The 21,936-nt window shown below is 68.7% G+C and carries 18 protein-coding genes; 11 read left to right on the top strand and 7 right to left on the bottom strand.

The features are described from left to right. The first annotated feature begins 4 nt into the window (after positions 1 to 4). On the top strand, positions 5 to 2,161 hold the full coding sequence (locus GRI72_RS00450; protein WP_337191099.1) for a protein-disulfide reductase DsbD family protein: 2,157 nt from the start codon (positions 5 to 7) through the stop codon (positions 2,159 to 2,161). Here GRI72_RS00450 and GRI72_RS00455 read toward each other — a convergent pair. The 4 genes from GRI72_RS00455 to uvrB form a co-directional block, all read right to left on the bottom strand. Beyond that, complete coding sequence (locus GRI72_RS00455) at positions 2,073 to 2,663, bottom strand: hypothetical protein (protein ID WP_160731983.1); 591 nt, start codon at positions 2,661 to 2,663, stop codon at positions 2,073 to 2,075. The two genes, GRI72_RS00450 and GRI72_RS00455, sit on opposite strands and share 89 nt — an antisense overlap. After that, positions 2,635 to 4,149, bottom strand: coding sequence for a S10 family peptidase (locus tag GRI72_RS00460; protein ID WP_160731984.1), 1,515 nt, complete (start codon positions 4,147 to 4,149; stop codon positions 2,635 to 2,637). Before GRI72_RS00460 ends, GRI72_RS00455 begins: the two co-directional genes overlap by 29 nt. A gap of 84 nt (positions 4,150 to 4,233) precedes the next feature. Continuing rightward, the gene (locus GRI72_RS00465; protein WP_160731985.1) at positions 4,234 to 4,797 is read right to left on the bottom strand and encodes a hypothetical protein; all 564 of its coding nucleotides are present in this window, start codon (positions 4,795 to 4,797) and stop codon (positions 4,234 to 4,236) included. Between the two features lie 48 nt (positions 4,798 to 4,845). After that, positions 4,846 to 7,035, bottom strand: a complete 2,190-nt coding sequence (gene uvrB, locus GRI72_RS00470; RefSeq protein ID WP_160731986.1) for an excinuclease ABC subunit UvrB — start codon at positions 7,033 to 7,035, stop codon at positions 4,846 to 4,848. A gap of 105 nt (positions 7,036 to 7,140) precedes the next feature. On the opposite strand from uvrB, the gene GRI72_RS00475 reads away from it, so the two are divergent. From GRI72_RS00475 to GRI72_RS00505, 7 genes are all read left to right on the top strand, one after another. Next, entirely contained in the window at positions 7,141 to 7,683 is a 543-nt protein-coding gene (locus tag GRI72_RS00475) for a DUF3617 domain-containing protein (RefSeq protein WP_160731987.1), read from the top strand. A gap of 93 nt (positions 7,684 to 7,776) precedes the next feature. Further along, entirely contained in the window at positions 7,777 to 8,550 is a 774-nt protein-coding gene (locus GRI72_RS00480; RefSeq protein WP_160731988.1) for an esterase/lipase family protein, read from the top strand. A 69-nt stretch (positions 8,551 to 8,619) separates the two neighbouring features. Next, the gene (locus tag GRI72_RS00485) at positions 8,620 to 10,047 is read left to right on the top strand and encodes a circularly permuted type 2 ATP-grasp protein (RefSeq protein ID WP_160731989.1); all 1,428 of its coding nucleotides are present in this window, start codon (positions 8,620 to 8,622) and stop codon (positions 10,045 to 10,047) included. A 16-nt stretch (positions 10,048 to 10,063) separates the two neighbouring features. After that, complete coding sequence (locus tag GRI72_RS00490; RefSeq protein WP_160731990.1) at positions 10,064 to 11,008, top strand: alpha-E domain-containing protein; 945 nt, start codon at positions 10,064 to 10,066, stop codon at positions 11,006 to 11,008. Positions 11,009 to 11,011: 3 nt separating this feature from the next. Beyond that, positions 11,012 to 11,827, top strand: a complete 816-nt coding sequence (locus tag GRI72_RS00495) for a transglutaminase family protein (RefSeq protein ID WP_160731991.1) — start codon at positions 11,012 to 11,014, stop codon at positions 11,825 to 11,827. Beyond that, entirely contained in the window at positions 11,827 to 12,579 is a 753-nt protein-coding gene (locus GRI72_RS00500) for a proteasome-type protease (protein ID WP_160731992.1), read from the top strand. The genes GRI72_RS00495 and GRI72_RS00500 overlap by 1 nt, the downstream gene beginning before the upstream one ends. Before the next feature lie 155 nt (positions 12,580 to 12,734). After that, on the top strand, positions 12,735 to 13,334 hold the full coding sequence (locus GRI72_RS00505) for a response regulator transcription factor (RefSeq protein WP_160731993.1): 600 nt from the start codon (positions 12,735 to 12,737) through the stop codon (positions 13,332 to 13,334). 4 nt (positions 13,335 to 13,338) lie between these two features. On the opposite strand, the gene GRI72_RS00510 is transcribed toward GRI72_RS00505, so the two are convergent. Both GRI72_RS00510 and putP read right to left on the bottom strand, forming a co-directional pair. After that, a complete protein-coding gene (locus tag GRI72_RS00510) occupies positions 13,339 to 14,013 on the bottom strand; it encodes an extensin family protein (RefSeq protein ID WP_160731994.1) in 675 nt (224 codons plus the stop codon). A gap of 63 nt (positions 14,014 to 14,076) precedes the next feature. Continuing rightward, positions 14,077 to 15,552 (bottom strand): sodium/proline symporter PutP, encoded by a 1,476-nt coding sequence (gene putP, locus GRI72_RS00515; protein ID WP_160731995.1) that lies wholly within the window; start codon positions 15,550 to 15,552, stop codon positions 14,077 to 14,079. Positions 15,553 to 15,770: 218 nt separating this feature from the next. Here putP and GRI72_RS00520 point away from each other — a divergent pair, with 218 nt between their 5' ends. Further along, positions 15,771 to 16,535, top strand: coding sequence for a ZIP family metal transporter (locus tag GRI72_RS00520; RefSeq protein WP_160731996.1), 765 nt, complete (start codon positions 15,771 to 15,773; stop codon positions 16,533 to 16,535). A 24-nt stretch (positions 16,536 to 16,559) separates the two neighbouring features. Here GRI72_RS00520 and typA read toward each other — a convergent pair whose 3' ends face one another. Continuing rightward, positions 16,560 to 18,395 (bottom strand): translational GTPase TypA, encoded by a 1,836-nt coding sequence (gene typA, locus GRI72_RS00525; protein ID WP_160731997.1) that lies wholly within the window; start codon positions 18,393 to 18,395, stop codon positions 16,560 to 16,562. Positions 18,396 to 18,599: 204 nt separating this feature from the next. Between typA and GRI72_RS00530 the strand changes: the two genes are divergently transcribed. Both GRI72_RS00530 and GRI72_RS00535 read left to right on the top strand, forming a co-directional pair. Then, entirely contained in the window at positions 18,600 to 19,055 is a 456-nt protein-coding gene (locus GRI72_RS00530) for a DUF805 domain-containing protein (RefSeq protein WP_160731998.1), read from the top strand. Between the two features lie 241 nt (positions 19,056 to 19,296). After that, a complete protein-coding gene (locus GRI72_RS00535) occupies positions 19,297 to 21,921 on the top strand; it encodes a TonB-dependent receptor (RefSeq protein WP_160731999.1) in 2,625 nt (874 codons plus the stop codon). Positions 21,922 to 21,936: the final 15 nt, after the last annotated feature.

Raw genomic sequence — 21,936 nt, forward strand, 5'->3', positions numbered from 1 at the left:
GCGCGTGATCGAGGCAAGGACAATGGGCGGGGCGGGCCGCCGGTTCGCTTGGGCCGTGCTGGCACTGCTGGCCGTGCTGGCCCTGTTCACCCCGGGCCGCGCGGCGGCCCAGCCCGAGATCGGCGACGAGAACATCCGTGCCGCCCTGGCGGCCGAAGGCCCCCCGGTCGCGGGCGGCGAATGGATGCTGGCGCTGCATTTCACCCCCCGGTCGCCCGAATGGCACGGGTACTGGTCGAACCCCGGCGATGCCGGGCTGGGGATGGAGCTCGCCTGGGACCTCCCCCGCGGATGGTCGGCGGGCGAGCCGCAATACCCGGTGCCGCGCCGGCTGGTGATCGGCGGGCTGATGAACCACGTCTACGAAGGGTCCTATGCGGTCCTCGTGCCGATCCGCGTGCCGCGCGGGGCGGACCTGTCGGAGATCGGCCCGATCGGCGTGACGGCCGACTATCTTGCCTGCACCGACAAGCTCTGCGTCCCGCAGCGCGCCGAGCTGACGCTGGACCCGCCGGAGGTCGGCGGCGGCGATCCGCGCTTCGTGCGCTGGCGCGCGGCGATCGCGCCGATGCTCGACAGCCGGGCGAACTTCGCGATCGAGGATCGCCGCCTGCGCATCGGCATCCCCCTGCCTGCCGACATGACCCTGTCCAGCCCGCACCTGTTCATCGAGGAGCGCGAGCTGGGCAAGGGCCGGCGGCCGGCCTACGCGCGCGAGCAGACGTTCTATCGCGACGGCGACCTGCTGGTGGCGGAAGTGCCGCTGGACCAGCTGAACCTGCCGGCGGAAATCGTGCGCGAACCGGCGCCTTCCCGGCTCGACGGCATCCTGGCCTTCTCGCGCGATGTGGGGGTGCGCTTCACCGCGGTGCCGGGCGCGGTGCCGAGCGCGGGCAAGCCGGTCGCGGTTCAGGAGACGCCGGCGCTCTGGCTGCTGGTCCTGGGTGCGCTGGCGGGCGGCCTGCTGCTCAACGTCATGCCCTGCGTGTTCCCGATCCTGAGCCTCAAGGCGCTGAGCCTGGCGCGGGCGGGGGAGAGCCAGGCCGAGGCGCGGCGCGAAGGGATCGCCTATACCGCCGGCGCCCTGCTCGCCTGCGTCGCGCTGGGCGGCGTGCTGCTCGCACTGCGTTCGGCCGGCGAGGCGGTCGGCTGGGCGTTCCAGTTGCAGGAACCGGCCGTCGTGATCGCGCTGCTGGCACTGGCGAGCGCGATCACCGCAAATCTTGCCGGGCTGTTCGCCTTGCCTTCGATCGCGCTGACCCGGCGGGGCGAACCGGCCGGTGCCTTCGCGACCGGGCTGCTGGCGGCTTTCGTCGCCACGCCCTGCACGGGCCCGTTCATGGCGGCCGCGCTGGGGGCCGCGCTGGTCCTGCCCCCGCTGGAGGCGCTCGTCCTGTTCGCCGCGCTCGGCCTCGGGCTCGCGCTGCCCTTCCTCGCGATCGGCCTCGTCCCGGCGCTGCGCCGGCTGCTGCCGCGACCCGGCCCGTGGATGGAAACCTTCCGCCGGGTCATGGCCGTGCCGATGGGCCTGACCGCGCTCGCGCTGCTGTGGCTCGCGTTCCGGCTCGGCGGCCCGCAACTGGGCTGGGTCGCCGCGGCGATGGCGGCGATCCTGATCCTCTTCCTCGCGCTTGCCGGGCGCAGGCAGGGCGCCGGCCGCCAGGCGGGCCTCGCCGCGGCGCTGATGCTGGCGATCGGCGCGATCGCCTTCCTCCCGCGGCTCGCGAGCGAGGAGGTCGAAGCGGCCGAGAGCCTTCTCGATCCCGAGCCTTTCAGCGAAGAGGCGCTGGCGCGCGCGCGGGCCGGCGGGCAGCCGGTCTTCGTCTGGTTCACCGCCGACTGGTGCGTCAGCTGCAAGGTCAACGAAAGCGTCGCGATAGAGCGCGAGGCCACGCGCGAGGCCTTCGCCGCCGCGGGCGTCGTGACCTTGCGCGGCGACTGGACCCGGCGCGACCCTGCGATCACGCAGTTTCTTTCCGATCACGGCGCGGCCGGGGTGCCGCTCTACCTGTGGTACGACCCGGGCGAGGAAGGGCGGCAACTGCCGCAGGTCCTGGGGCCGGAGGCGCTCGTCAGCCTGGCTCGGGCGGTACCGGATCGCCAGGCGCGCGCTGGCCCGCGCACACTTCCACCAGGTGCCGCGGGCGCGGGCTGGGATTGATTTCCACCGTCCCGCCGGCGGGCACCGTCGCCTCGATCCGGCGCGGGCCCGTCAGCACCCCGATGGCCGGGTCGTCGGCCGCGATGTGCCCTTCCCACAGCCACGCGCGCCCGTTCCACGTGGCATCGACCGGGATGCGCGCGGCGTGGCCATTGCCGACGAGAGCCAGGACCGCCTTCGCCTTCGGGTCTGCGGACACGAACCGGGTCACGCGGATGCGCGCGGCACCGGCCCCCTGTTCGCAGGCGAGGGCGAGCAGCGGCGCCTCGCCCGGCTTGCCGTAGACGAGGCGCCCCGCCTGGCCGGTTTCGGCCCAGAGCGCGCCCTCGACATCGGGCGAAGGAAGCGGGTCGCTGGCGCGGGCGCGCGTTTCGTCCAGCGCGACGCGTTCGACGTAGTCGTCGGTCGCCGGGGGCTTGCAGCCCGCGAGCAGGACCAGGGCGGCGCCAAGGGCCGGCCGGAACGTCACCGCGTCACCGCGCGCGGATGAAGGCCCGGACATCGTCCGACAGCTTGCGCCGATCCTCGTCGCGAATGTACATCATGTGGCCGGAATCGTAATATTGCCACTCGATCCGGTCCTGCGGGAAACCGGTCCGCGTCAGGGCATATTCGGCGGCGAAGAACGGGGTGGCGAAATCGTACCATCCCTGCGCGACGAGGATCCGCATGTCGGCGTTCTCGCGCATCGCCTTGCCGAGGTAAGGCGCGACGTTGAGATAGGCATTGGTATCGCGCCCGCCGGGCAGGCGCCAGTCCCACGGCCCGACATTGCCGATCGTCACGTAGTCGCGATCGGTGCGATAGCCGATCGTCTCGCGCATGAAGTGGTTGATCGCGGCCGCATAGCCGCCGTCGATCCCGTAGAAGCTGGGATCGTTGTCGGGCGTTTCGCCCGCATTGTCGTAGTCAACGCCGGTATAGCGGCTGTCGAGCCGGCCCACCGTCAGCCCGCGGTCGCGCAGCAGTTCCTTGTAGAACCGCCCCGAGGTCACGCGCAGGTCCGCCCGGTCGAGGAAGTCTTCCGAAAGCCCGGTGAAGCGCGCCAGCTGGGCCCGCACCGCGGCGCGTTCGGCGGCATCGGCGTTCTGACCTTTCAGCAGGAAGGCCGCGTAAGGGCCGATCGCGAACTGGCGGGCTTCCTCGACGAACCCTTCGACCGAGGGGGCGGTTGTCTTGCCGTGGTAGAGCGCGGTCGCGGCCATTGTCGGCAGCGTGGTGATATAGCCCAGCTCCGCGCCCTGGGTCTCTGCCCCGGCACCGAAATCGAGCACGGCGGAAATCAGGATCACGCCGTTGAGCGACACGTCGTTGTATCCCCCCTCCAGCTCGTGCACGACCGCGGCCGAGCGGGTCGTGCCGTAGCTTTCCCCGCCGAGGAACTTGGGGCTGTTCCAGCGGCCGTTGTCACTGATCCACTTGCGGATCACCGCGGCGACCGACTTGGCGTCCTTGGTCACGCCCCAGTATTCCTCGCCCTTCGTATCGCCGATCGTGTGGCTGAAACCGGTGCCGACCGGGTCGATGAAGACGAGATCGGTGACGTCGAGGATCGAATCCGGGTTGTGCACGATGGGGAAGGGGGGCGCGCCGTCGTCGCGCGCGTCGGACGGGATCGCGACCCGCTGCGGGCCGAAGGCGCCCATCTGCAACCATACCGAGCCGGAGCCGGGGCCGCCGTTGAACAGGAAAGTGACCGGGCGGGCCGGGTCGCGCGGCTCGGCGACGTAGGCGGTCGTGACGATCGCCGCCTTGGGCGTGCCGTCATCGCCCTTCAGCACTTGTTCCTCGACCGTCGCGGTATAGCGCAGGCTGCGCCCGCCGAACGTGCCGGTGAAAGTGCGACTGGCCGAATTGGCCTCGTAGGCTTCGGCCTGCCCGTCGCCGGCTTCCCTGTCGGCGGGTTCGGCCGCCCGGGCGGGTGCCCCGGCAAGCGGGGCGGCGAGCACGGCGAAGAGGGCGAATGCGGGCAGGATACGACGTTTCATGTCCGCCCTATGGCAAACCCGCCGTGCAAGGTAAATCGCCGCTGCCGGTGCGGCCGGGCCCTTTCCCCAGCCGCGCGCGGCGCGTCAGCTGGCCATGCAGCCGCCGACGACCTGCCGAAAGGCCGGGGCCGAGGGCACTTCCAGCGTCCGTTCGCCGCCCACGGTGACCGAGATCGCACCGGTCGCGTCGGCCAGCTGGCCGATGAAGGGGTCGGCGCCCGGCAGGCGGGCGGTGACCGAAGGCATCGGGTCGGGCGAGGATGAGGCCGCGAGCGTGCGCGTCTCGCCCCCGGCGGCGACCGTCATCGACGCTTCGCCCTCGGGCAGGAGGACCGAGCGCGAGAGCACGAGCGTCCCGTCTTCGCAGCGGACCGAGAAGGCGGCCTCGCTATCGGGCGGACCGAACAGGGCCGCCGGCGCGCCGGCCATCGTCTTGGTGGTCCAGCCCCCGGGCGCGGCCGTGGGGCCCATGGCGGGGTCGGTGTCGTCGCGTGCGCCCTGCGGCGGAGCGGGCGGCGTCGCGCCATCGCCGGCAGCGATCGGGTCGCTTTCGGCGAGGGTGGTCTCGTCGCCGCGATCGGCGTCGCCGCACGCGGCAAGGGCAAGGGCCAGCGCAGGGGTGGCCAGGGCGGGAATGACATGTTTCATCGGGCACCTCCTGCACCGGCAACGGTGCGCGCGGGCCAGTCGTTCCGCCTATTTGCCCCACTTGCGCTGGGTCTTGCCGTAACGCAGCTTGCGCGTCCCCGGCTTCCCCTCGTTGCTGCGCCCGACGCGGGGGGCCTTCTTCTCGCTGTCGTCCAGCCCCAGCTCGTCGTTCTCGAGCCGCCTGATCTCGTCGCGCAGCCGGCCGGCTTCCTCGAACTCGAGATCGGCCGCCGCGGCGCGCATCTTCTTCTCCAGGTCCTCGATATAGGCGCGCAGGTTGTGGCCGACGAGGTTGTTGCGCCCGTCCTCCGCCTCGAGGCCCACGGTGACGCCGTCCTTCGACGCCGTGTGGGCGACGATATCGGCGATCTCGCGCCGGATCGTCTGCGGGGTAATGCCGTGTTCCTCGTTATAGGCGCGCTGTTTCTCGCGCCGGCGCTCGGTCTCGGCCATTGCCCGTTCCATCGATCCGGTCACGCGATCGGCATAGAGGATCACGCGCCCATCGACGTTGCGCGCGGCGCGGCCGATCGTCTGGATCAGCGAAGTCTCCGAACGCAGGAAGCCTTCCTTGTCGGCATCGAGGATCGCGACCAGCCCGCACTCGGGAATGTCGAGCCCCTCGCGCAGCAGGTTGATCCCCACCAGCACGTCGTAGACGCCGAGGCGCAAGTCGCGGATCAGCTCGATCCGCTCGAGCGTTTCGACGTCGGAGTGCATGTAGCGGACCTTGACGCCCTGTTCGTGCATGAACTCGGTCAGGTCCTCCGCCATGCGCTTGGTCAGCGTGGTCACCAGCGTGCGGTAACCTTTCTGCGCGGTGGCCTTGGCCTCGGCGATGCAATCCTGCACCTGGTCTTCCACCGGGCGGATTTCGACTGGGGGATCGATCAGGCCGGTCGGGCGGATAACCTGTTCGGCGAAGACGCCCCCGGTCTGTTCCATCTCCCACCCGCCGGGCGTGGCCGAGACGGCGATGGTCTGCGGGCGCATCGCGTCCCATTCGTTGAAGCGCAAGGGGCGGTTGTCGATGCAGCTGGGCAGGCGGAACCCGTATTCGGCCAGGGTCAGCTTGCGCCGGTGGTCGCCGCGCGCCATCGCGCCGATCTGCGGCACCGTCTGGTGGCTTTCGTCGACGAACAGCAGCGCATTTTCGGGCAGGTATTCGAACAGGGTCGGCGGCGGTTCGCCCGGCAGGCGCCCGGTCAGGAAGCGGCTGTAGTTCTCGATCCCCGCGCACGAACCGGTGGCGGCGATCATCTCCAGGTCGAAATTGGTCCGCTGTTCCAGCCGCTGGGCTTCGAGCAGGCGGCCTTCCTCGTGCAGTTCCTTCAGCCGCTCGGTCAGTTCGAAGCGGATCGCCTCGCTCGCCTGCTTCATCGTCGGGCCGGGCGTGACGTAGTGCGAGTTGGCATAGACGCGCACCTTGTCGAGCCGGGTGCCCTTGGCACCGGTGAGCGGATCGAACTCGCTGATTTCCTCGATCTCGTCGCCGAAGAAGCTGACCCGCCAGGCCATGTCCTCGTAGTGGCTGGGGAAGATTTCCAGACTGTCGCCCCGCACGCGGAAGTTGCCGCGCGCGAAAGCGGCATCGTTGCGCTTGTACTGCAGGGCCACGAGCTTGCGGATCAGCTCGCGCTGGTCGACCGTCTCGCCTTTCTTGATGTCGAAGATCATGGCCGAGTAAGTCTCGACCGAACCGATGCCGTAGAGGCAGGAAACCGACGCGACGATCACCACGTCGTCCCGCTCCAGCAGGGCGCGCGTGGCAGAGTGGCGCATCCGGTCGATCGCCTCGTTTACCGAGCTTTCCTTCTCGATATAGGTATCCGACCGCGGGACGTAGGCCTCCGGCTGGTAATAGTCGTAATAGCTGACGAAATACTCGACCGCGTTGTTGGGAAAGAAGCTCTTGAACTCGCCATAAAGCTGCGCGGCGAGGATCTTGTTCGGCGCGAGGATCAGCGCCGGGCGCTGCAGTTCCTCGATCACCTTGGCCATCGTGAAGGTCTTGCCCGATCCGGTCACGCCCAGCAGGACCTGGGTCCGCTCCCCTTCCTTCGCGGCCTCGGCAAGTTCGCGGATCGCGGCCGGCTGGTCGCCCGCGGGGCGATAGTCGGACACGAGTTCGAACTTGCGCCCGCCCATGCTCTTTTCGGGGCGCTGCGGCTTGTGCGGGGTGAAGCTGCCCGAAGTGTCCGGCTCTTCGAGGCCCCGGCGGATGACGAGTTCGGCCATGGCGGCGAATATGGGCCTGCATCCCGCCCGCGGCAAGCGGTTGGCAGCGCGCGGCCCGCTTGGTAGCAGTGTCACCGCTCGGGGACATCGAGAGGGAGCGATCGAATGCGTGCGTTTGTCATGATTGCGGGGGGCGCGCTGGCGCTGGCGGCTTGCAGCAGCGAGCCGGACGAACCGAAAACGGCGGAAGAAGTCATCGCGGCGGCCGACAAGCTGACCAAGCCGCGGCCCGGCCTCTATCGCAGCACGGCGGAGATCGTGGAATTCGACATTCCCGGCATTCCGCCCGAACAGGCCGCGCGCATGCGCGAGATGGCGGCCGGCCTGCGCGGGGAAGAGCATACCCAGTGCGTCACGCGCGAACAGGCGGACGAGGGGTTCCGCCGGGTCGTGCGCGACCTGGGCGAGGGCGATCGCGGGGTCAGCTGCGATTTCTCCAGCTTCGAGGCGGACGGAAGCGATCTCGATGCCGCGCTGACCTGCACCGGGCCGGGCGGGGTCAACGCGCAGATGACGATCGACGGCACGGTGGCGCCCGAATCCAGCCGGATGCGGATGGAAATCCGCCAGGAAGCCGCCGCCATCCCCGGCGGCGAGATGCGCATGACGATGGAAGTCGAATCCGAACGGGTCGGCGACTGTCCGTAACGGGCGCAGGTGCGCGGGCCGACCATGAAGCCGGCCGCGCGCCGGAACGGGGGCGTTCAGCGGCCGTTAGCCCGAAAAGGGTATAGCGATCGCATGGCCAGTTCTCCCGCCCCGTCCTCTTTCGAGCACTTGCCCAGTTCGCGCGAAGAGCTGCTGGAACGCTGGGAGCTGGCCAGCGAGCCGGCCGCCGATGCGCGCGGCGGGCCGAAGCTGCGATACCTGGTGGGCGAGCTGTCGCACCTGGTCGAGCCGTTTCGCCGGCCTTTCCGCCGGATCGACATTCCCGCCGCCGCGCATGTGCGCACGGTCATGCTCCTGCCCGGCTTCGCGACCCATCCGATCCGCATGCGCTACATGGCCGGCCTGCTCGAACGCGCCGGGCACAAGGTCAAGCGCTGGGGCCTGGGCGTCAATTTCGGGCCGACAGAGGCCAATATCCGCTACCTCGAACGGCGCCTGGTCGAAGTGCACGAACGCTATGGCCGCGACGTCTACCTGGTCGGCTGGAGCCTGGGCGGCCTGTTCGCGCGCGAGATCGCCAAGCGCCACCCCGACCGCGTGGCCAAGGTCATTACCATGGGTTCGCCCTTTTCCGGCAATCCGCGCGCCAACCATGCCTGGCGGGTGTACCAGTTCGTGACCGGCCACCGGGTCGACCAGCCGCCGATCGAAACCGACATCTGCGAGAAGCCGCCCGTGCCCACCGTGGCGCTGTGGAGCCCGCGCGACGGGATCGTCAGCCCCCGCAGCGCCTGCGGGCGCGGGTGCGAGCGCGATCGCGCGGTGGCCCTGCGCTGCACGCACATGGGGTTCACCTACGCGCCCGAATCGATCCATGCCGTCTTGCGGGAACTGGACCGGGCCTGAACCTTTCTTTGGGCACGAAGTGCGACCGGCCGGCCCATGCTGCGCCAGGAATTCGTGGCAAGGGGGTTCATGTACGCGCCTGACGCGACTTTCGACGAGATGCGGGCCGGCGACGGCGCCGTACGGCCGGCCTATCGCGATTACCTGAACTGGTACGAGGACCAGGAATCGCGTTTCCTGATGGGCAAGCATCGCGATGCCGAGATCGCGTTCCGCCGCACCGGCATCACCTTCAACGTCTATGGCGAGGACGAGGCCGAGGAACGGCTGATCCCCTTCGACATGGTGCCGCGGATCATCACGGCCGCCGAATGGCGCCGCCTGACGCGGGGCATCGAACAGCGCGTCAGCGCCCTCAACGCTTTCATCCATGATCTCTACCACCGGCAGGAAATCGTGCGCGCCGGGCGCATTCCCCAGCGCGTGCTGCGCGACAACGCGGCCTGGCTGCCGAACATGGTCGGCTTCACCCCGCCGGGCGGGGTCTATACCCATGTCGTCGGGATCGACCTGGTCCGCACCGGGCCCGACGAGTTCTACGTGCTGGAAGACAATGCGCGGACCCCTTCGGGCGTCAGCTACATGCTCCAGAACCGCGAGACGATGATGGCCATGTTCCCCGAGCTGTTCACGCGGATCCCGGTCTGCCCGGTATCGGACTATCCGCGCCGCCTCGCCAAGAGCCTTGCCGCCTGCGCGCCTTCGGGCACCTCGGGCCGGCCGACGGTCGCGGTGCTGACGCCGGGCATCTACAACAGCGCCTATTACGAACACGCCTTCCTTGCCGACCAGATGGGGGCCGAGCTGGTCGAGGGCAGCGACCTGCGCGTTACCGACGGGCGCGTGGCGATGCGGACCACCCGCGGCTACGAGCCGGTGGACGTGCTCTATCGCCGGGTGGACGACGAATACCTCGACCCGCTGACGTTCAACCCGGATTCGATCCTCGGCGTGCCGGGGATCATGGACGTCTATCGCGCGGGCAGGATCACGATCGCCAATGCGCCCGGCACCGGCGTCGCCGACGACAAGGCGATCTACAGCTTCATGCCCGAGATCGTGGAATTCTATACCGGCGAGAAGCCGCTGCTGCCCAATGTCGAGACCTGGCGCTGCGCGGACCGCGAAAGCCTGGCCTACGTGCTCGACAACCTGGCCGACCTGGTGGTCAAGGAAGTCCACGGTTCGGGCGGTTACGGAATGCTGATCGGCCCGGCCGCCTCGCGGCGCGAACTGGCGCGGTTCCGGCGCAAGCTGGAGGCGCGGCCGGAAAACTACATCGCCCAGCCGACGCTGTCGCTTTCGACCTGCCCGATCTTCAGCCGCAGCGGCCTTGCCCCCCGGCACGTGGACTTGCGCCCGTTCGTTCTCGTTTCGCCCGACGGGATCGAGATCGTGCCCGGCGGCCTGACGCGGGTGGCGATGCGCAAGGGCTCGCTGGTGGTCAATTCGAGCCAGGGCGGCGGCACGAAGGATACCTGGGTGTTGAAGGACTGATGGACAGGAGGTGCCCTTGCTAGGCCGGACCGCGCACGGCCTGTTCTGGATGTGTCGCTATCTCGAGCGGGCGGAGAATACCGCGCGCCTGCTGGAGGCCGGGTTCCACATGGCGCTGACCCGCGACGTGGCCACGGCGGAGGAGGAATGGCGCTCCGTCATCGAGGCGTTCGGCCAGCGCGCCGGTTACGAGGCGAAGCACGGCACCTATACCGGCCACCAGGCCTGGAACTACCTGCTGCGCGATCCGGACAATGCCTCCAGCGTGCTGGCGATGATCGGCGCGGCGCGGACCAACGCGCGGGCGGTGCGCAATGCGATCAGCGGCGAGCTGTGGGAAGCGATCAACGAAAGCTGGATGGAGATCTCCCGCCTGCTCGCGCGGCCGGTGGCGCAGAGCAGCGTGGGCGAGGCGGTCCAGATCATCCGCCGCGCGGGCACCGCGGTCCACGGCGCGATCACCGGCTCGATGCTGCGGAACGAGGGGTTCCATTTCGCGCGCGCAGGCACTTTCGTGGAGCGTGCCGATTGCGTCGCGCGTATCCTCGACATGAAATACTACCTGCTCCTGCCCTCGCTTTCCTACGTCGGGACCAGCCTCGACACCGGGCAGTGGGACCAGGTCCTGCGGTCGGTATCGGGCGACCGGGCCTTCCGCTGGCTCAACGCCGGGCGGATCGAGGCGCGCCAGATCGTCGAGTTCCTGGTGCTCGACGATCGCTTCCCGCGCAGCCTCGCGTTCTGCCACTCCGCCCTGCGCGAGGAGCTGGCGGCACTGGCGCGCATGCATGGCCGCGAGGGGGACAGCAATGCCCAGATGCGCGCCCAGGCGACGCGGCTGGGCGAGCTGACGATCGAGGGGATCTTCGAACAGGGGCTGCACGAGTTCCTGCTGGAATTCATGGAGGCGAACCATGCGATCGCGCGCGCCATTGCCGAAGACTACCGGTTCCTGAGCTGACCGATGCGCCTTTCGATCCGCCATACGACCCGATATGCCTTTGCCGAGCCGGTGGTTCACGCGCTGCAGCGGCTGCGCCTGACACCGAAGGCGACCCAGGGGCAGGATATTCTCGGCTGGTCGATGACTTACGAGAACGCGGTGCCGCAGCTCGAATACGACGATCAGCATTTCAACACCGTCACGCTGGTCGCGGTGGAACAGGGCGCGCGCGAAGTCGTCGTCAGCTGTTCGGGCACCGTCGACACGCAGGACAACGCCGGGGTGATCGGCAGGCACTCGGGCCACTTGCCGCTGTGGAGCTTTCTCGCCCAGACGCGGCTGACCCGTCCCGGCGATGCGGTGCAGGGCCTGGTGGGCGACCTCGATTGCGCACCGGGGGCGCGGCTCGATTTCCTGCACGCCCTGCTGCAGCGCATACGCGACCGGGTCGAATATCGCACCGGGGCCACCGGGGTCGGCACGACGGCGGAGGAAGCGGCCGCCGCCGGGCGCGGGGTCTGCCAGGACCACGCCCATATCTTCATCGGCGCCGCGCGCGCGGCGAAGATCCCGGCGCGCTATGTCAGCGGCTACCTGATGATGAACGACCGGGTCGATCAGGAGGCGACCCACGCCTGGGCAGAGGCGCACGTGGAGGGGCTGGGCTGGGTCGGGTTCGACATTTCCAACGGCATCAGCCCCGATCCGCGCTATGTGCGGGTCGCGACGGGCCTCGACTATCGCGACGCGGCGCCCGTCACCGGGATCAGTTTCGGCGTTGCCAGCGAGGACCTCCACGTCGATGTCGCGGTGGAACAACAGCAGGTGGACCAGTAATGACCTATTGCGTCGGCATGGTGCTCGACAAGGGCCTCGTCCTGATGAGCGACACCCGGACCAATTCGGGCGTCGACAATATCTCGGTCTTTCGCAAGATGTTCCACTGGCGCGTCCCCGGGGAACGGATGCTGGCGGTGATGACCGCGGGCAATCTCGCCACGACCCAGGCCGTGATCAGCCAGCTGGAAGAGCGGACCAAGGCGCCGAGCGAACGGCGCAATTCCCTGCTCGAGGCGCCGAGCATGTTCCAGGTCGCGACCGAGATCGGCCATCTCCTGCGCTCGACGATCGAGGAGCGCCAGCTCGCCAATGGCGACCGCGGGCGGGGGCGGTTCACCGCCTCGATCATCCTCGCCGGGCAGATCAAGGGAATGGAGCCGCGCCTGTTCCTGATCTACCCCGAAGGCAATTTCATCGAGGCGAGCTTCGACACGCCGTTCTTCCAGATCGGGGAAACCAAGTACGGGCGGCCGATCCTGATCCGCGGCTACGACCGCGAGATGAGCTTCGAGGACGCGGTGAAGCTGCTGACCGTGTCGTTCGATTCGACGCTCAAGGCCAACCTCTCGGTCGGGCTGCCGCTCGACCTCATGGTCATCGCGCGCGACGGGTTCGAGGCGACGCATACGCGCCGGATCACCCATGACGACGCCTATTTCCAGGCGATATCGTCGCGCTGGGGCGATGCCTTGCGCGAAGCCTTCCACTCGCTGCCCGATTACAGCTTCTACGCCCCCGACGGCGACTAGCTGCCTCCGTTCCGGAGCCATCGCCGCGGCCGGGGGGCGGCCCGGCGCAGGCGGGTGGCGGCGGGTCGGTCGATGCAGGGCGAGGGACGAAAAACCTGCACAATGGAGATAGTCCCGCCTGCCCTTGCGCCGACTTCCCGCCATCCCTTGCATCCATGGACGGGGCGGAGACTTTCCATGTCGTGGAGCCGGACGTGCGCCAGCGCGCGGCAATCGCGCGGCTGGCGCTGGCGGCGGGGCACCACGCGGAAGTCTATGCCTCGCTCGGCGAACTGGGCGAATACTGCCCGGCCGGCGGCCTCGCGCTGGTCCGCTGCGACGGGGCCGGAAACATCGGCGGCGCGATCGCGGTCTTGCGGAACAAGGCGATCGGTCTGCCGGTGATCGCCACCGCGCCGGAGCCGGACGTGGGGCAGGTCGTCCGCGCGATCCGCGCCGGGGCGCTCGATTTCCTGGCCCTGCCGGCGAGCGAGAACAGCTTCCACGAGTTGCTGGGCCGGCTCGGCGACGAGGCGGGCGAGCACCTGGCGGCGCAGCGCCGCCTGATCGAGGCGCGCAAGCGGGTGGGCACGCTGACCCGGCGCGAGCGCGAGGTGCTCGACTGGCTCACGCGCGGGCAGAGCAACAAGGCGATCGCGCAGACGCTGCGCATCAGCCCGCGCACGGTCGAGATCCACCGCGCCAACATGATGGCCAAGCTCGGCGCGCGCCACCCGGCCGAGGCGGTTCGCATCCGCCTCGACGCCGACGGCTGACCGCTCAGCGGCAGAAGCCGCCGTCGCCGCCCCGTTCAAGATGGAAGTGATCGCGGTGCGCGGCGTTGTATTCGGGCCCCAGGACGGTGCGGAACCGCTTGCAGGCGCTGCGCTGCACGACGCGCAGGAACTCGCGTTCGGCAGCGGTGCCGCCGTCCCAGTCGTGCAGCACGCTGATCCGGCGTCCGTCGGCGAGGTGGAAGGCCCCGATATCGATCGCCTCGGCCGTGGCATGGGCGGATCGCCGCCCGCTCCCGGCGACGTTGCGGCAGGCATAGCTGCCCATCGTCTCGATCCGCACCACCGGGCTGCCGAGATAGACGCGCGCGGCGCGATCGACGCCGTAGCGCGCCCATGCGGCGAAGGCCTGGGCCGTGGGGCAGGCGACCGGGCCGAGGTTGCTGATCGAGAAACTCCCCCGGTCCCCCGCGAGGCGGCTCAGCTCGACCGTGTTGAGCAGCGAGCAGCCCGGTCCGGCGTAGCGGTCGGGCAGGGGGGTGAAGGCTGCGCCCGTCGCGCCCAGCTCGGCCAGGCACTGGCGGGCCAGCGCGTTGTTGGAAACCGCCCCGCCCCCGCTTTCGGCCGGGGGACGGGGGCCGCGGCCGCGGTCGCCTTCGGGCAGGAGCTGGCACCCGGCCAGCGCCAGAATGGCGAGAGCTGAGGCGAGCGCGCGCAACATCGCGCCCTTCTTGCAGGCGCCCCGGTTAATGGTGCCTTTCCGCGGCGCCGAGGGCGCGGCAGGTTACTCGGCCGGCACGGCCCGCTGCGGCGGGGCCGTCGCCAGGCTGACGCCCCAGATCGCCAGCCAGGCGGCGATGAAGCCGGGAATGATCTCGTAGATGCCTTCGCCGCCGAGGAAGCCGGCATTCCAGCCCATCGCGATCCACAGGCCCACGACCCCGGCGCCGACCACCAGCCCGGCGACCGCGCCCGCGCCGGTCATCCGGTTCCAGGTCAGCGACAGGATGATCAGCGGGCCGAAGGCTGCGCCGAAGCCCGCCCAGGCATTGGACACCAGGCCCAGGACCTTGCTTTCGGGGTCGGAGGCGATGACCATTGCTGCCAGCGCGACCAGCAGGACGGCAGCCCGGCCGACGTTCACGATCTCGCGCTCGCTCGCCTTCTTGCGCAGGAACAGGCGATAGAAATCCTCGGTCAGCGAACTCGACGAGACGAGCAGCTGCGAACTGATCGTGCTCATGATCGCGGCGAGCAGGGCGGCGAGGAGGAAGCCGGTCACGAGCGGGTGGAACAGCAGGTTGGCAAGGACGATGAAGATCGTCTCCGGGTCCTCCACGGCCAGCCCGTTGCGCGCGACATAGGCGCGGCCGGCCAGGCCGACGCCGATCGCGCCGATCAGGCACACGAACATCCAGCCCATGCCGATGTTGCGCGCGACTGCCACGTCCTTGAGGCTGCGCACGGCCATGAAGCGCACGATGATGTGCGGCTGCCCGAAATAGCCGAGCCCCCAGGTGACCGCCGAGAGGAAGCCGAGGAAGGTGAGGCCGTAACCGATGTCGAGGAAGCCGGGCTGGACCTGCGTCAGCGATTCGCCGGCGCTGCCGCCCGGGCCGAACATGACGACCAGCGGCATGATGACCAGCGCGACGACCATGATGCAGCCCTGGACGAAGTCGGTCAGGCTGACGGCCAGGAACCCGCCGACCATCGTATAGGCGAGCACGACCCCGGCGGTCAGCAGGATGCCGAACATGTAATCGCTCATCCCCGTATCGCCGAACAGGCCGGCGAAGCTGGTCACGAACAGCTTGCCCCCGCCGACGAGGCCCGCGGCGGTATAGACGGTGAAGAAGACGACGATGATGATCGCCGAGACGACCCGCAGCGCGGTCGCCTGGTCGGGGAAGCGGTTGGCCAGGAATTCGGGGATCGTCAGGGCATTGCCATATTGCACGGTCTGCTTGCGCAGCCGCGGCGCGACGACGATCCAGTTCACGAGGGCGCCGACGAACAGGCCGATGCCGATCCATGCCTCGACCAGGCCGGCGGCATAGAGCGCGCCGGGCAGGCCGAGCAGGAGCCAGCCCGACATGTCCGATGCGCCGGCGCTGAGCGCGGCGACGGCCGGGTGGAGCTGCCGGCCGCCGAGGAGATAGGCTTCCGATGTGTCGGTCGACTTGCGCCACGCATAGAGCCCGATGCCGAGCATCAGGATGAAATAGGCGGCGAGTGATACGAGGGTCCCTGTCTGCATGGGGCAGGGGGGTAACAAGCAAGCGCGGCGATGGCTACCGGCAGTGGGAAATTCGCGACCGATCGAGCGCCCTCCGGCCGGCGCAGTCGGAATGTTAGGCGGCGCCGGCGGTATCCGAAACAATATGGCGTGTTCGAGCAATTCCGGTCGCCCGGGCAAAAAGGGGGCGGGCCGGACGGTTGCCGATCCGGTCGCGAAAGGTCCACAAGGGGCGCGCGATGACCAGCGATCCCGTTCTCGCCGCCGTCTCGTTCGCCATGGCCCTGGGCTTTTGCGCGGTGCACCTGTTCGTCGGCCACCTGCGGTTTCTCGACGCGGTCCCGCGCAGCCGCTGGCTGAGTTTCGCCGGCGGGGTCGCCGTCGGTTACGTCTTCCTGCACATCATGCCCGAGATCGGCGCCCATGCCGCGACGTTCGAACGGGCGACGGGCCTCGCCGCGCCGCTGGCCGAGGCGGTGGTCTACACGCTGGCGCTGGCCGGGATGATCCTGTTCTACGGGATGGAGCGGGCCATCGTCACCTCGCGCGACGCACGGCGGGAGGAGGAAGGGCGCGACCGGCCCGAGAAGGCGATGTTCCGCCTGCACATCGCCGCCAGCGGCCTGCTGATCTTCGTCATCGCCTATCTCCTCAACCACCGCGAGGACGACAGCCTCGCCGGGCTGGCCCTCTACTTCGTGGCGATGATGCTGCATTTCGTCACCGCCGATTACGGCGTGCGGCGCCACCACGTGGAGCTTTACGACCGGCGGGGGCGCTGGGCGCTCGCGCTCGCGACCCTGGCTGGCTGGGCCACGGGCGTCGTCCTGACGCTCGCCCCGCTGGCGATCGGCGGGCTGTTCGCCTTCGTCGGGGGTGCGATCGTGCTGGTCGTGCTCAAGGAAGAGCTGCCGGAAGAACGCCAGAGCTACTTCCTGCCGTTCTTCGGCGGCGCGGCGCTCTATGCCGCGCTGGCGCTGGGGGAACTGCACATGGCGACGTGATCGCCGCCATGTGCCGGCCCGGCGTCAGGCCTCCGCGCGCCGTTTCGCCTTCTTGCGCTCGTGCGGGTCGAGGATCGCTTTGCGCAGGCGGATCGACTGCGGGGTGACCTCGACCATCTCGTCGTCGTCGATATAGGCGATCGCCTGTTCCAGGCTCATCCTGCGCGGCGGGCTCAGCCGGATCGCGTCGTCCTTCCCGGTCGAGCGGAAATTGGTGAGCTGCTTGGACTTGAGCGGGTTGACCTCGAGATCCTCCGGCTTGGCATTCTCGCCGATGATCATCCCTTCGTAGACCTTGGCCTGGGGCGCAATGAACAGCTCGCCGCGCTCCTCCAGCGCGTTCAGCGCGTAGCCGACCGCCTCGCCCGCGCAGTTGGAGATGAGCACGCCGTTGATCCGGCCTTCGATCGGCCCCTTGTAGACGTCGTACTTCTCGAACAGGCGGTTCATGATCCCCGTTCCGCGCGTGTCCGACAGGAATTCGCCGTGGTAGCCGATCAGCCCGCGGCTCGGCGCGGAGAAGGTGATGCGCGTCTTGCCCTGGCCGCTCGGCCGCATCTCGGTCAGGTCGGCCTTGCGCCGCTGCATCTTCTCGACGACCGTGCCGGAGTGTTCGTCGTCGACGTCGATCACGACCGTTTCGTAGGGCTCCTGGCGCTGGCCGCCTTCCTCGCGGAACAGCACGCGCGGGCGGCTGATGCCCAGTTCGAAGCCCTCGCGCCGCATCGTCTCGATCAGCACGCCCAGCTGCAGTTCGCCGCGGCCGGCAACCTCGAAACTGTCCTTGTCGTCGCTCTCGGTCACGCGGATCGCGACATTGGTTTCCGCTTCGCGCAGCAGGCGGTCGCGGATCATGCGGCTGGTGACCTTGCTGCCCTCGCGCCCGGCCAGCGGGCTGTCGTTGACGGCGAAGCGCATGGCCAGCGTCGGCGGGTCGATCGGCTGCGCGGCGATCGGTTCCTTCACCGCGGGATCGGCCAAGGTATTGGCGACGGTCGCCTTCTCCAGCCCGGCCAGCGCCACGATATCGCCGGCCCGCGCGCTGTCCACCGGCACGCGGTCGAGCCCGCGGAAGGCGAGCAGCTTGGTCGCGCGGCCGGTCTCGATCACGTTGCCGTCGGCGTCGAGCGCGTGGATCGGGTCGTTGACGTTCACCGTGCCCGACTGGACGCGCCCCGTCAGCACGCGGCCCATGAAGTTGTCGCGATCGAGCAGGGTGGCGAGGAAGGTGAACGGCCCGCTGTCGTCGAGGCCCGGCGCCGGCACGTGGTTCACGATCCGCTCGAACAGCGGTTCCAGCGTGCCCTCGCGCGCGGCCTGGTCCTCGCTCGCGTAGCCGTCGCGGCCCGAGGCGTAGAGGACGGGAAAGTCGAGCTGTTCGTCGTTGGCGTCGAGGCTGACGAACAGGTCGAACACTTCGTCCAGCACCTCCTGCGGGCGGCCGTCGGGGCGGTCGATCTTGTTCACGACGACGATCGGCCTCAGGCCCAGCGCCAGCGCCTTGCCGGTGACGAACTTGGTCTGCGGCATCGCGCCTTCGGCCGAATCGACCAGCAGGATCACCCCATCGACCATCGACAGGATGCGTTCCACCTCGGCGCCGAAGTCGGCGTGACCCGGGGTATCGACGATGTTGATCCGGGTCGCTTCCCCGTCGCCGCCCGACCATTCGACCGAGGTGCACTTGGCCAGGATCGTGATTCCGCGTTCCTTTTCCAGGTCGTTGGAATCCATCGCCCGCTCGTCGACCCGCTGGTTGTCGCGGAACGTGCCGGACTGGCGGAAGAGCTGGTCGACAAGGGTGGTCTTGCCATGATCGACGTGGGCGATAATCGCCACGTTGCGGAGACGTTCGGACATCTTTCGGAGCTTTCGGTTCGGTGCTGGCGCGCGACGATGGTGCAGCGCAATAAACGCGCGCGCCGTAGACGAGCACGAGGCCGGGGGCAAGCGGGGGCGGCCCGCCCGATGACAATTCGCGTTGCTGGCGGCGGAGGCTCGTGGTTCCCTCGCGCGGTCGGGAAGGGCCGAACGGGGCCACTTTCACGGATGGGGGACTTGTCGATGAACTGGATGATCTTGCCGCTGAAGCGCTACTTCGATTTCTCGGGCCGCTCGCGGCGCCTGGAATACTGGATGTTCGCGTTGCTCAATGCGATCGTGCTCGCGGCCATCACGGCGCTGGTCTTCGGGTTCGGCAGGCCTGACCTCTCGACTTTCGACGATGGCGCGGGGGCGATGACCGTCTATGGCGGGCTGTTGTCCGGCATCGGCCTGCTCCTGCCGCTGTGGTGGCTGGCAACGTTGATCCCGAATATCGCGGTCAATGTACGCCGCTTGCACGATCGGGACATGTCGGGCTGGTGGTTTCTGGGCTTCATCGTCGCGGGCGCGATTCCGCTCATCGGCATCCTCGCCAGCATAGCCTACCTCGTGCTGATGCTGCTGCCCGGCACCCCGGGGCCGAATCGGTTCGGAGAGGATCCCAAGGGGCCCGCAACGCCGGAGGTTTTCGCCTAGCTTCGGGAGAGCGCGGCCTGCCCTGCCGCGAGGATTCGCGGCGGTTCGCGCGGCCTGCCTGCCGCCCCCTCGCCTTGCCGTAACGGCACCTGTGACTCGAAAGGCACATCACCCGTTCCCGGATGGGGAAGGGCGCCACGGCGCGCTTGAGAGGTTCGGAAAGAGAACCTATTCGCGGGAGCCAGGCGGGGCCCCCCTTCACGAGCTCGCGCCGATAATGGTTTTTTGGAGAGGAAACTCGATGCGCTTTTCAGCTTCCGTTCGCTCGGCCCTGTTTGCAGGTGTGGCCGGCGTTGCCCTGCCGGTTTCGGCGTTCGCGCAGGAGGCACCGGAAACGGCAGCCGACCCGGCCGGGGAAACGGGCGAGGTTGCCGCCCCGATGTCCGCCGGCGAACCGATCGTGGTGACCGCGACGAAGCGCGAGATGACCCTCCAGGAAACCCCGGTTTCGGTCAGCGTCACGTCCGGCGAAACGCTGGAGCGGGCGGAGATCCGCGACCTGATCGACCTGCAGACGGTGGCGCCTTCGCTGCGCGTCAGCCAGCTGCAAAGCTCGGCCAACACGACCTTCATCATCCGTGGTTTCGGCAACGGCGCGAACAACGCGGGTATCGAACCGTCGGTCGGCGTGTTCATCGACGGCGTCTTCCGCTCGCGCTCGGCCGGGCAGATCGCCGATATCGCCAACGTCTCGCGGGTCGAGGTCCTGCGCGGGCCGCAGTCGACGCTGTTCGGCAAGAACGCCTCCGCCGGTGTCATCTCGGTCGTGACGCGCGCGCCGCAGTTCGACTTCGGCGGATCGGTCAGCGCGACTTACGGCAATTTCGACCAGATCGTGCTGAAGGGCGACATCACCGGCCCGATCAGCGACAGCATCGCCTTCTCGCTCGACGGCAGCCTGAACAAGCGCGACGGCTATGTCGATGTCGTCAACCTCGACGAGAAGATCAACGAGCGCGACCGCTACTCGGTGCGCGGGCAGCTGCTGTTCGAAAACGGCGGCCCGCTGCGCATCCGCGCGATCGGCGACTATGCCAAGATCGACGAGCTGTGTTGCTTCGCCGGCAATGTCGTGGCCGGGCCGACGGTGCCGCTGCTGTTCGCGGTGGGCGGGCAGATCGATCCGGAGAACCTGTTTTCCGATCGGACTTATCTCAACACCCTGCCGGTCAACGAGATCGAGAACTACGGCGGCTCGCTCCAGGCCGATCTCGAGCTTGGCGCGCTGACGCTGACCTCGATCACCGCTTACCGCGAGCTGCGTTCGCTGAGCCAGCAGGACGTCGATTTCTCCAGCGCCGACGTGGTCAGCGAAATGCGCGACCAGGCCTACGACACCTTCACCCAGGAATTCCGCATCGCGTCCGATTTCGACGGGCCGGTGAACTTCCTGCTCGGCGCGTTCTATTTCAACGAACAGGTCGAACAGCACAGCGGCCTCAGCAACGGGCCCGACGCGCGGCCGTTCTTCGATCTCCTGGCCGGAAGCGGAACGCCCGGCACGCTCGGCTTCGTCGAAAGCCAGCTCGGCTTCGCGCAGGGTTCGATCTTCGCCGAAGGCCCCTCCACCCGCGAGTATTTCACGCTCGATAACGAGGCCTGGTCGATCTTCGGCACGGTCGATTTCGAGCCGTTCGACGGCCTGACGCTGACCGCCGGGTTCAATTACACCAAGGACAAGAAGGATTTCACGCTCGAGCAGGATTCGCTCGATCCGCTGGCGAACGTGAACCTGGTGGACGTGGTGATCGTGGGGCAGATCGCGAACGCGCTGGGCGTGCCGCCGGGCAGCGTGGACGGCGCGACGATTGCCGCCTTCCAGCAGGCCAATCCGGCCGCGTTCCAGGCGATTGCCGCCGGGGCGAGCAACCCGGCGACGAATCCGCTGCTGGCGCTGCAGCCGCTGCAGTTCCTGCCGCCGTTCCTCGACGTGCCCAACGCGGTCGAGCCGGGCCGCACGCGCGACGACGATTTCAGCTACACGCTGCGCGCCGCGTTCGACGTGACCGACCGGCTGAACGCCTATGTCACTTATGCGACGGGCTTCAAGGCGTCTTCGGTCAACCTCTCGCGCGACAGCCGCCCGCTGCCCGCCGATTACACGCCCGGGCCCTATGGCAGCACGATCCTCGCGCCGTCGTCGCCGATCCGCGATGCGGGCCTGGCCGTGCCGAACCTCACCACCGGCACGCGCTTTGCCGGGCCGGAAGAGGCGGAAGTCTACGAAATCGGCCTCAAGGGCGATTTCCCCGGCCTGCGCTTCAACATGGCGCTGTTCGACCAGACGCTGGAAGGCTTCCAGTCGAACGTCTTCACCGGCACGGGGTTCGCGCTGGCCAACGCGGGCGAACAGTCCACCCGCGGGTTCGAGTTCGATTCGGTGATCCAGCCGGCCGATCCGCTGGTGTTCACGTTCGCGCTGACCTACCTCGATCCGAAGTACGACAGCTTCCCGAACTCGACCCTGGGCGACCTGTCGGGCGCGCGCCCGGCCGGGATCCCGGAATGGACGCTCGCCACGTCGGCCACTTACACGCACGAATTCGGCGTGTCGGGCAATGCCCTGATCGGCCGGCTCGACTATTACCACGAGAGCAATACGCAGATCACCGACGGCCTGACCGGCTTCGGCAGCAACGAAGCGGGCATCGCCATGGCGCGCCTGTTCCGGCGCGAAGTGAACCAGGTCAACGCCTCGCTCACGCTGGCGCTGGACATGGGGCTGGAAATCAGCGGCTTCGTCCGCAACCTCACGAACCAGCGTTACATGACGCAGATCTTCGACGGCGTCGCGCAGGCGGGGACGGTCTCGGGCTATCCCAACCAGCCGCGCACTTACGGCGGCACGGTGCGGTTCAAGTTCTGACACCGCCCGCCCGAC

This window comes from Pelagerythrobacter marinus (assembly GCF_009827515.1).
Classification (GTDB): Bacteria; Pseudomonadota; Alphaproteobacteria; order Sphingomonadales; family Sphingomonadaceae; genus Pelagerythrobacter; species Pelagerythrobacter marinus.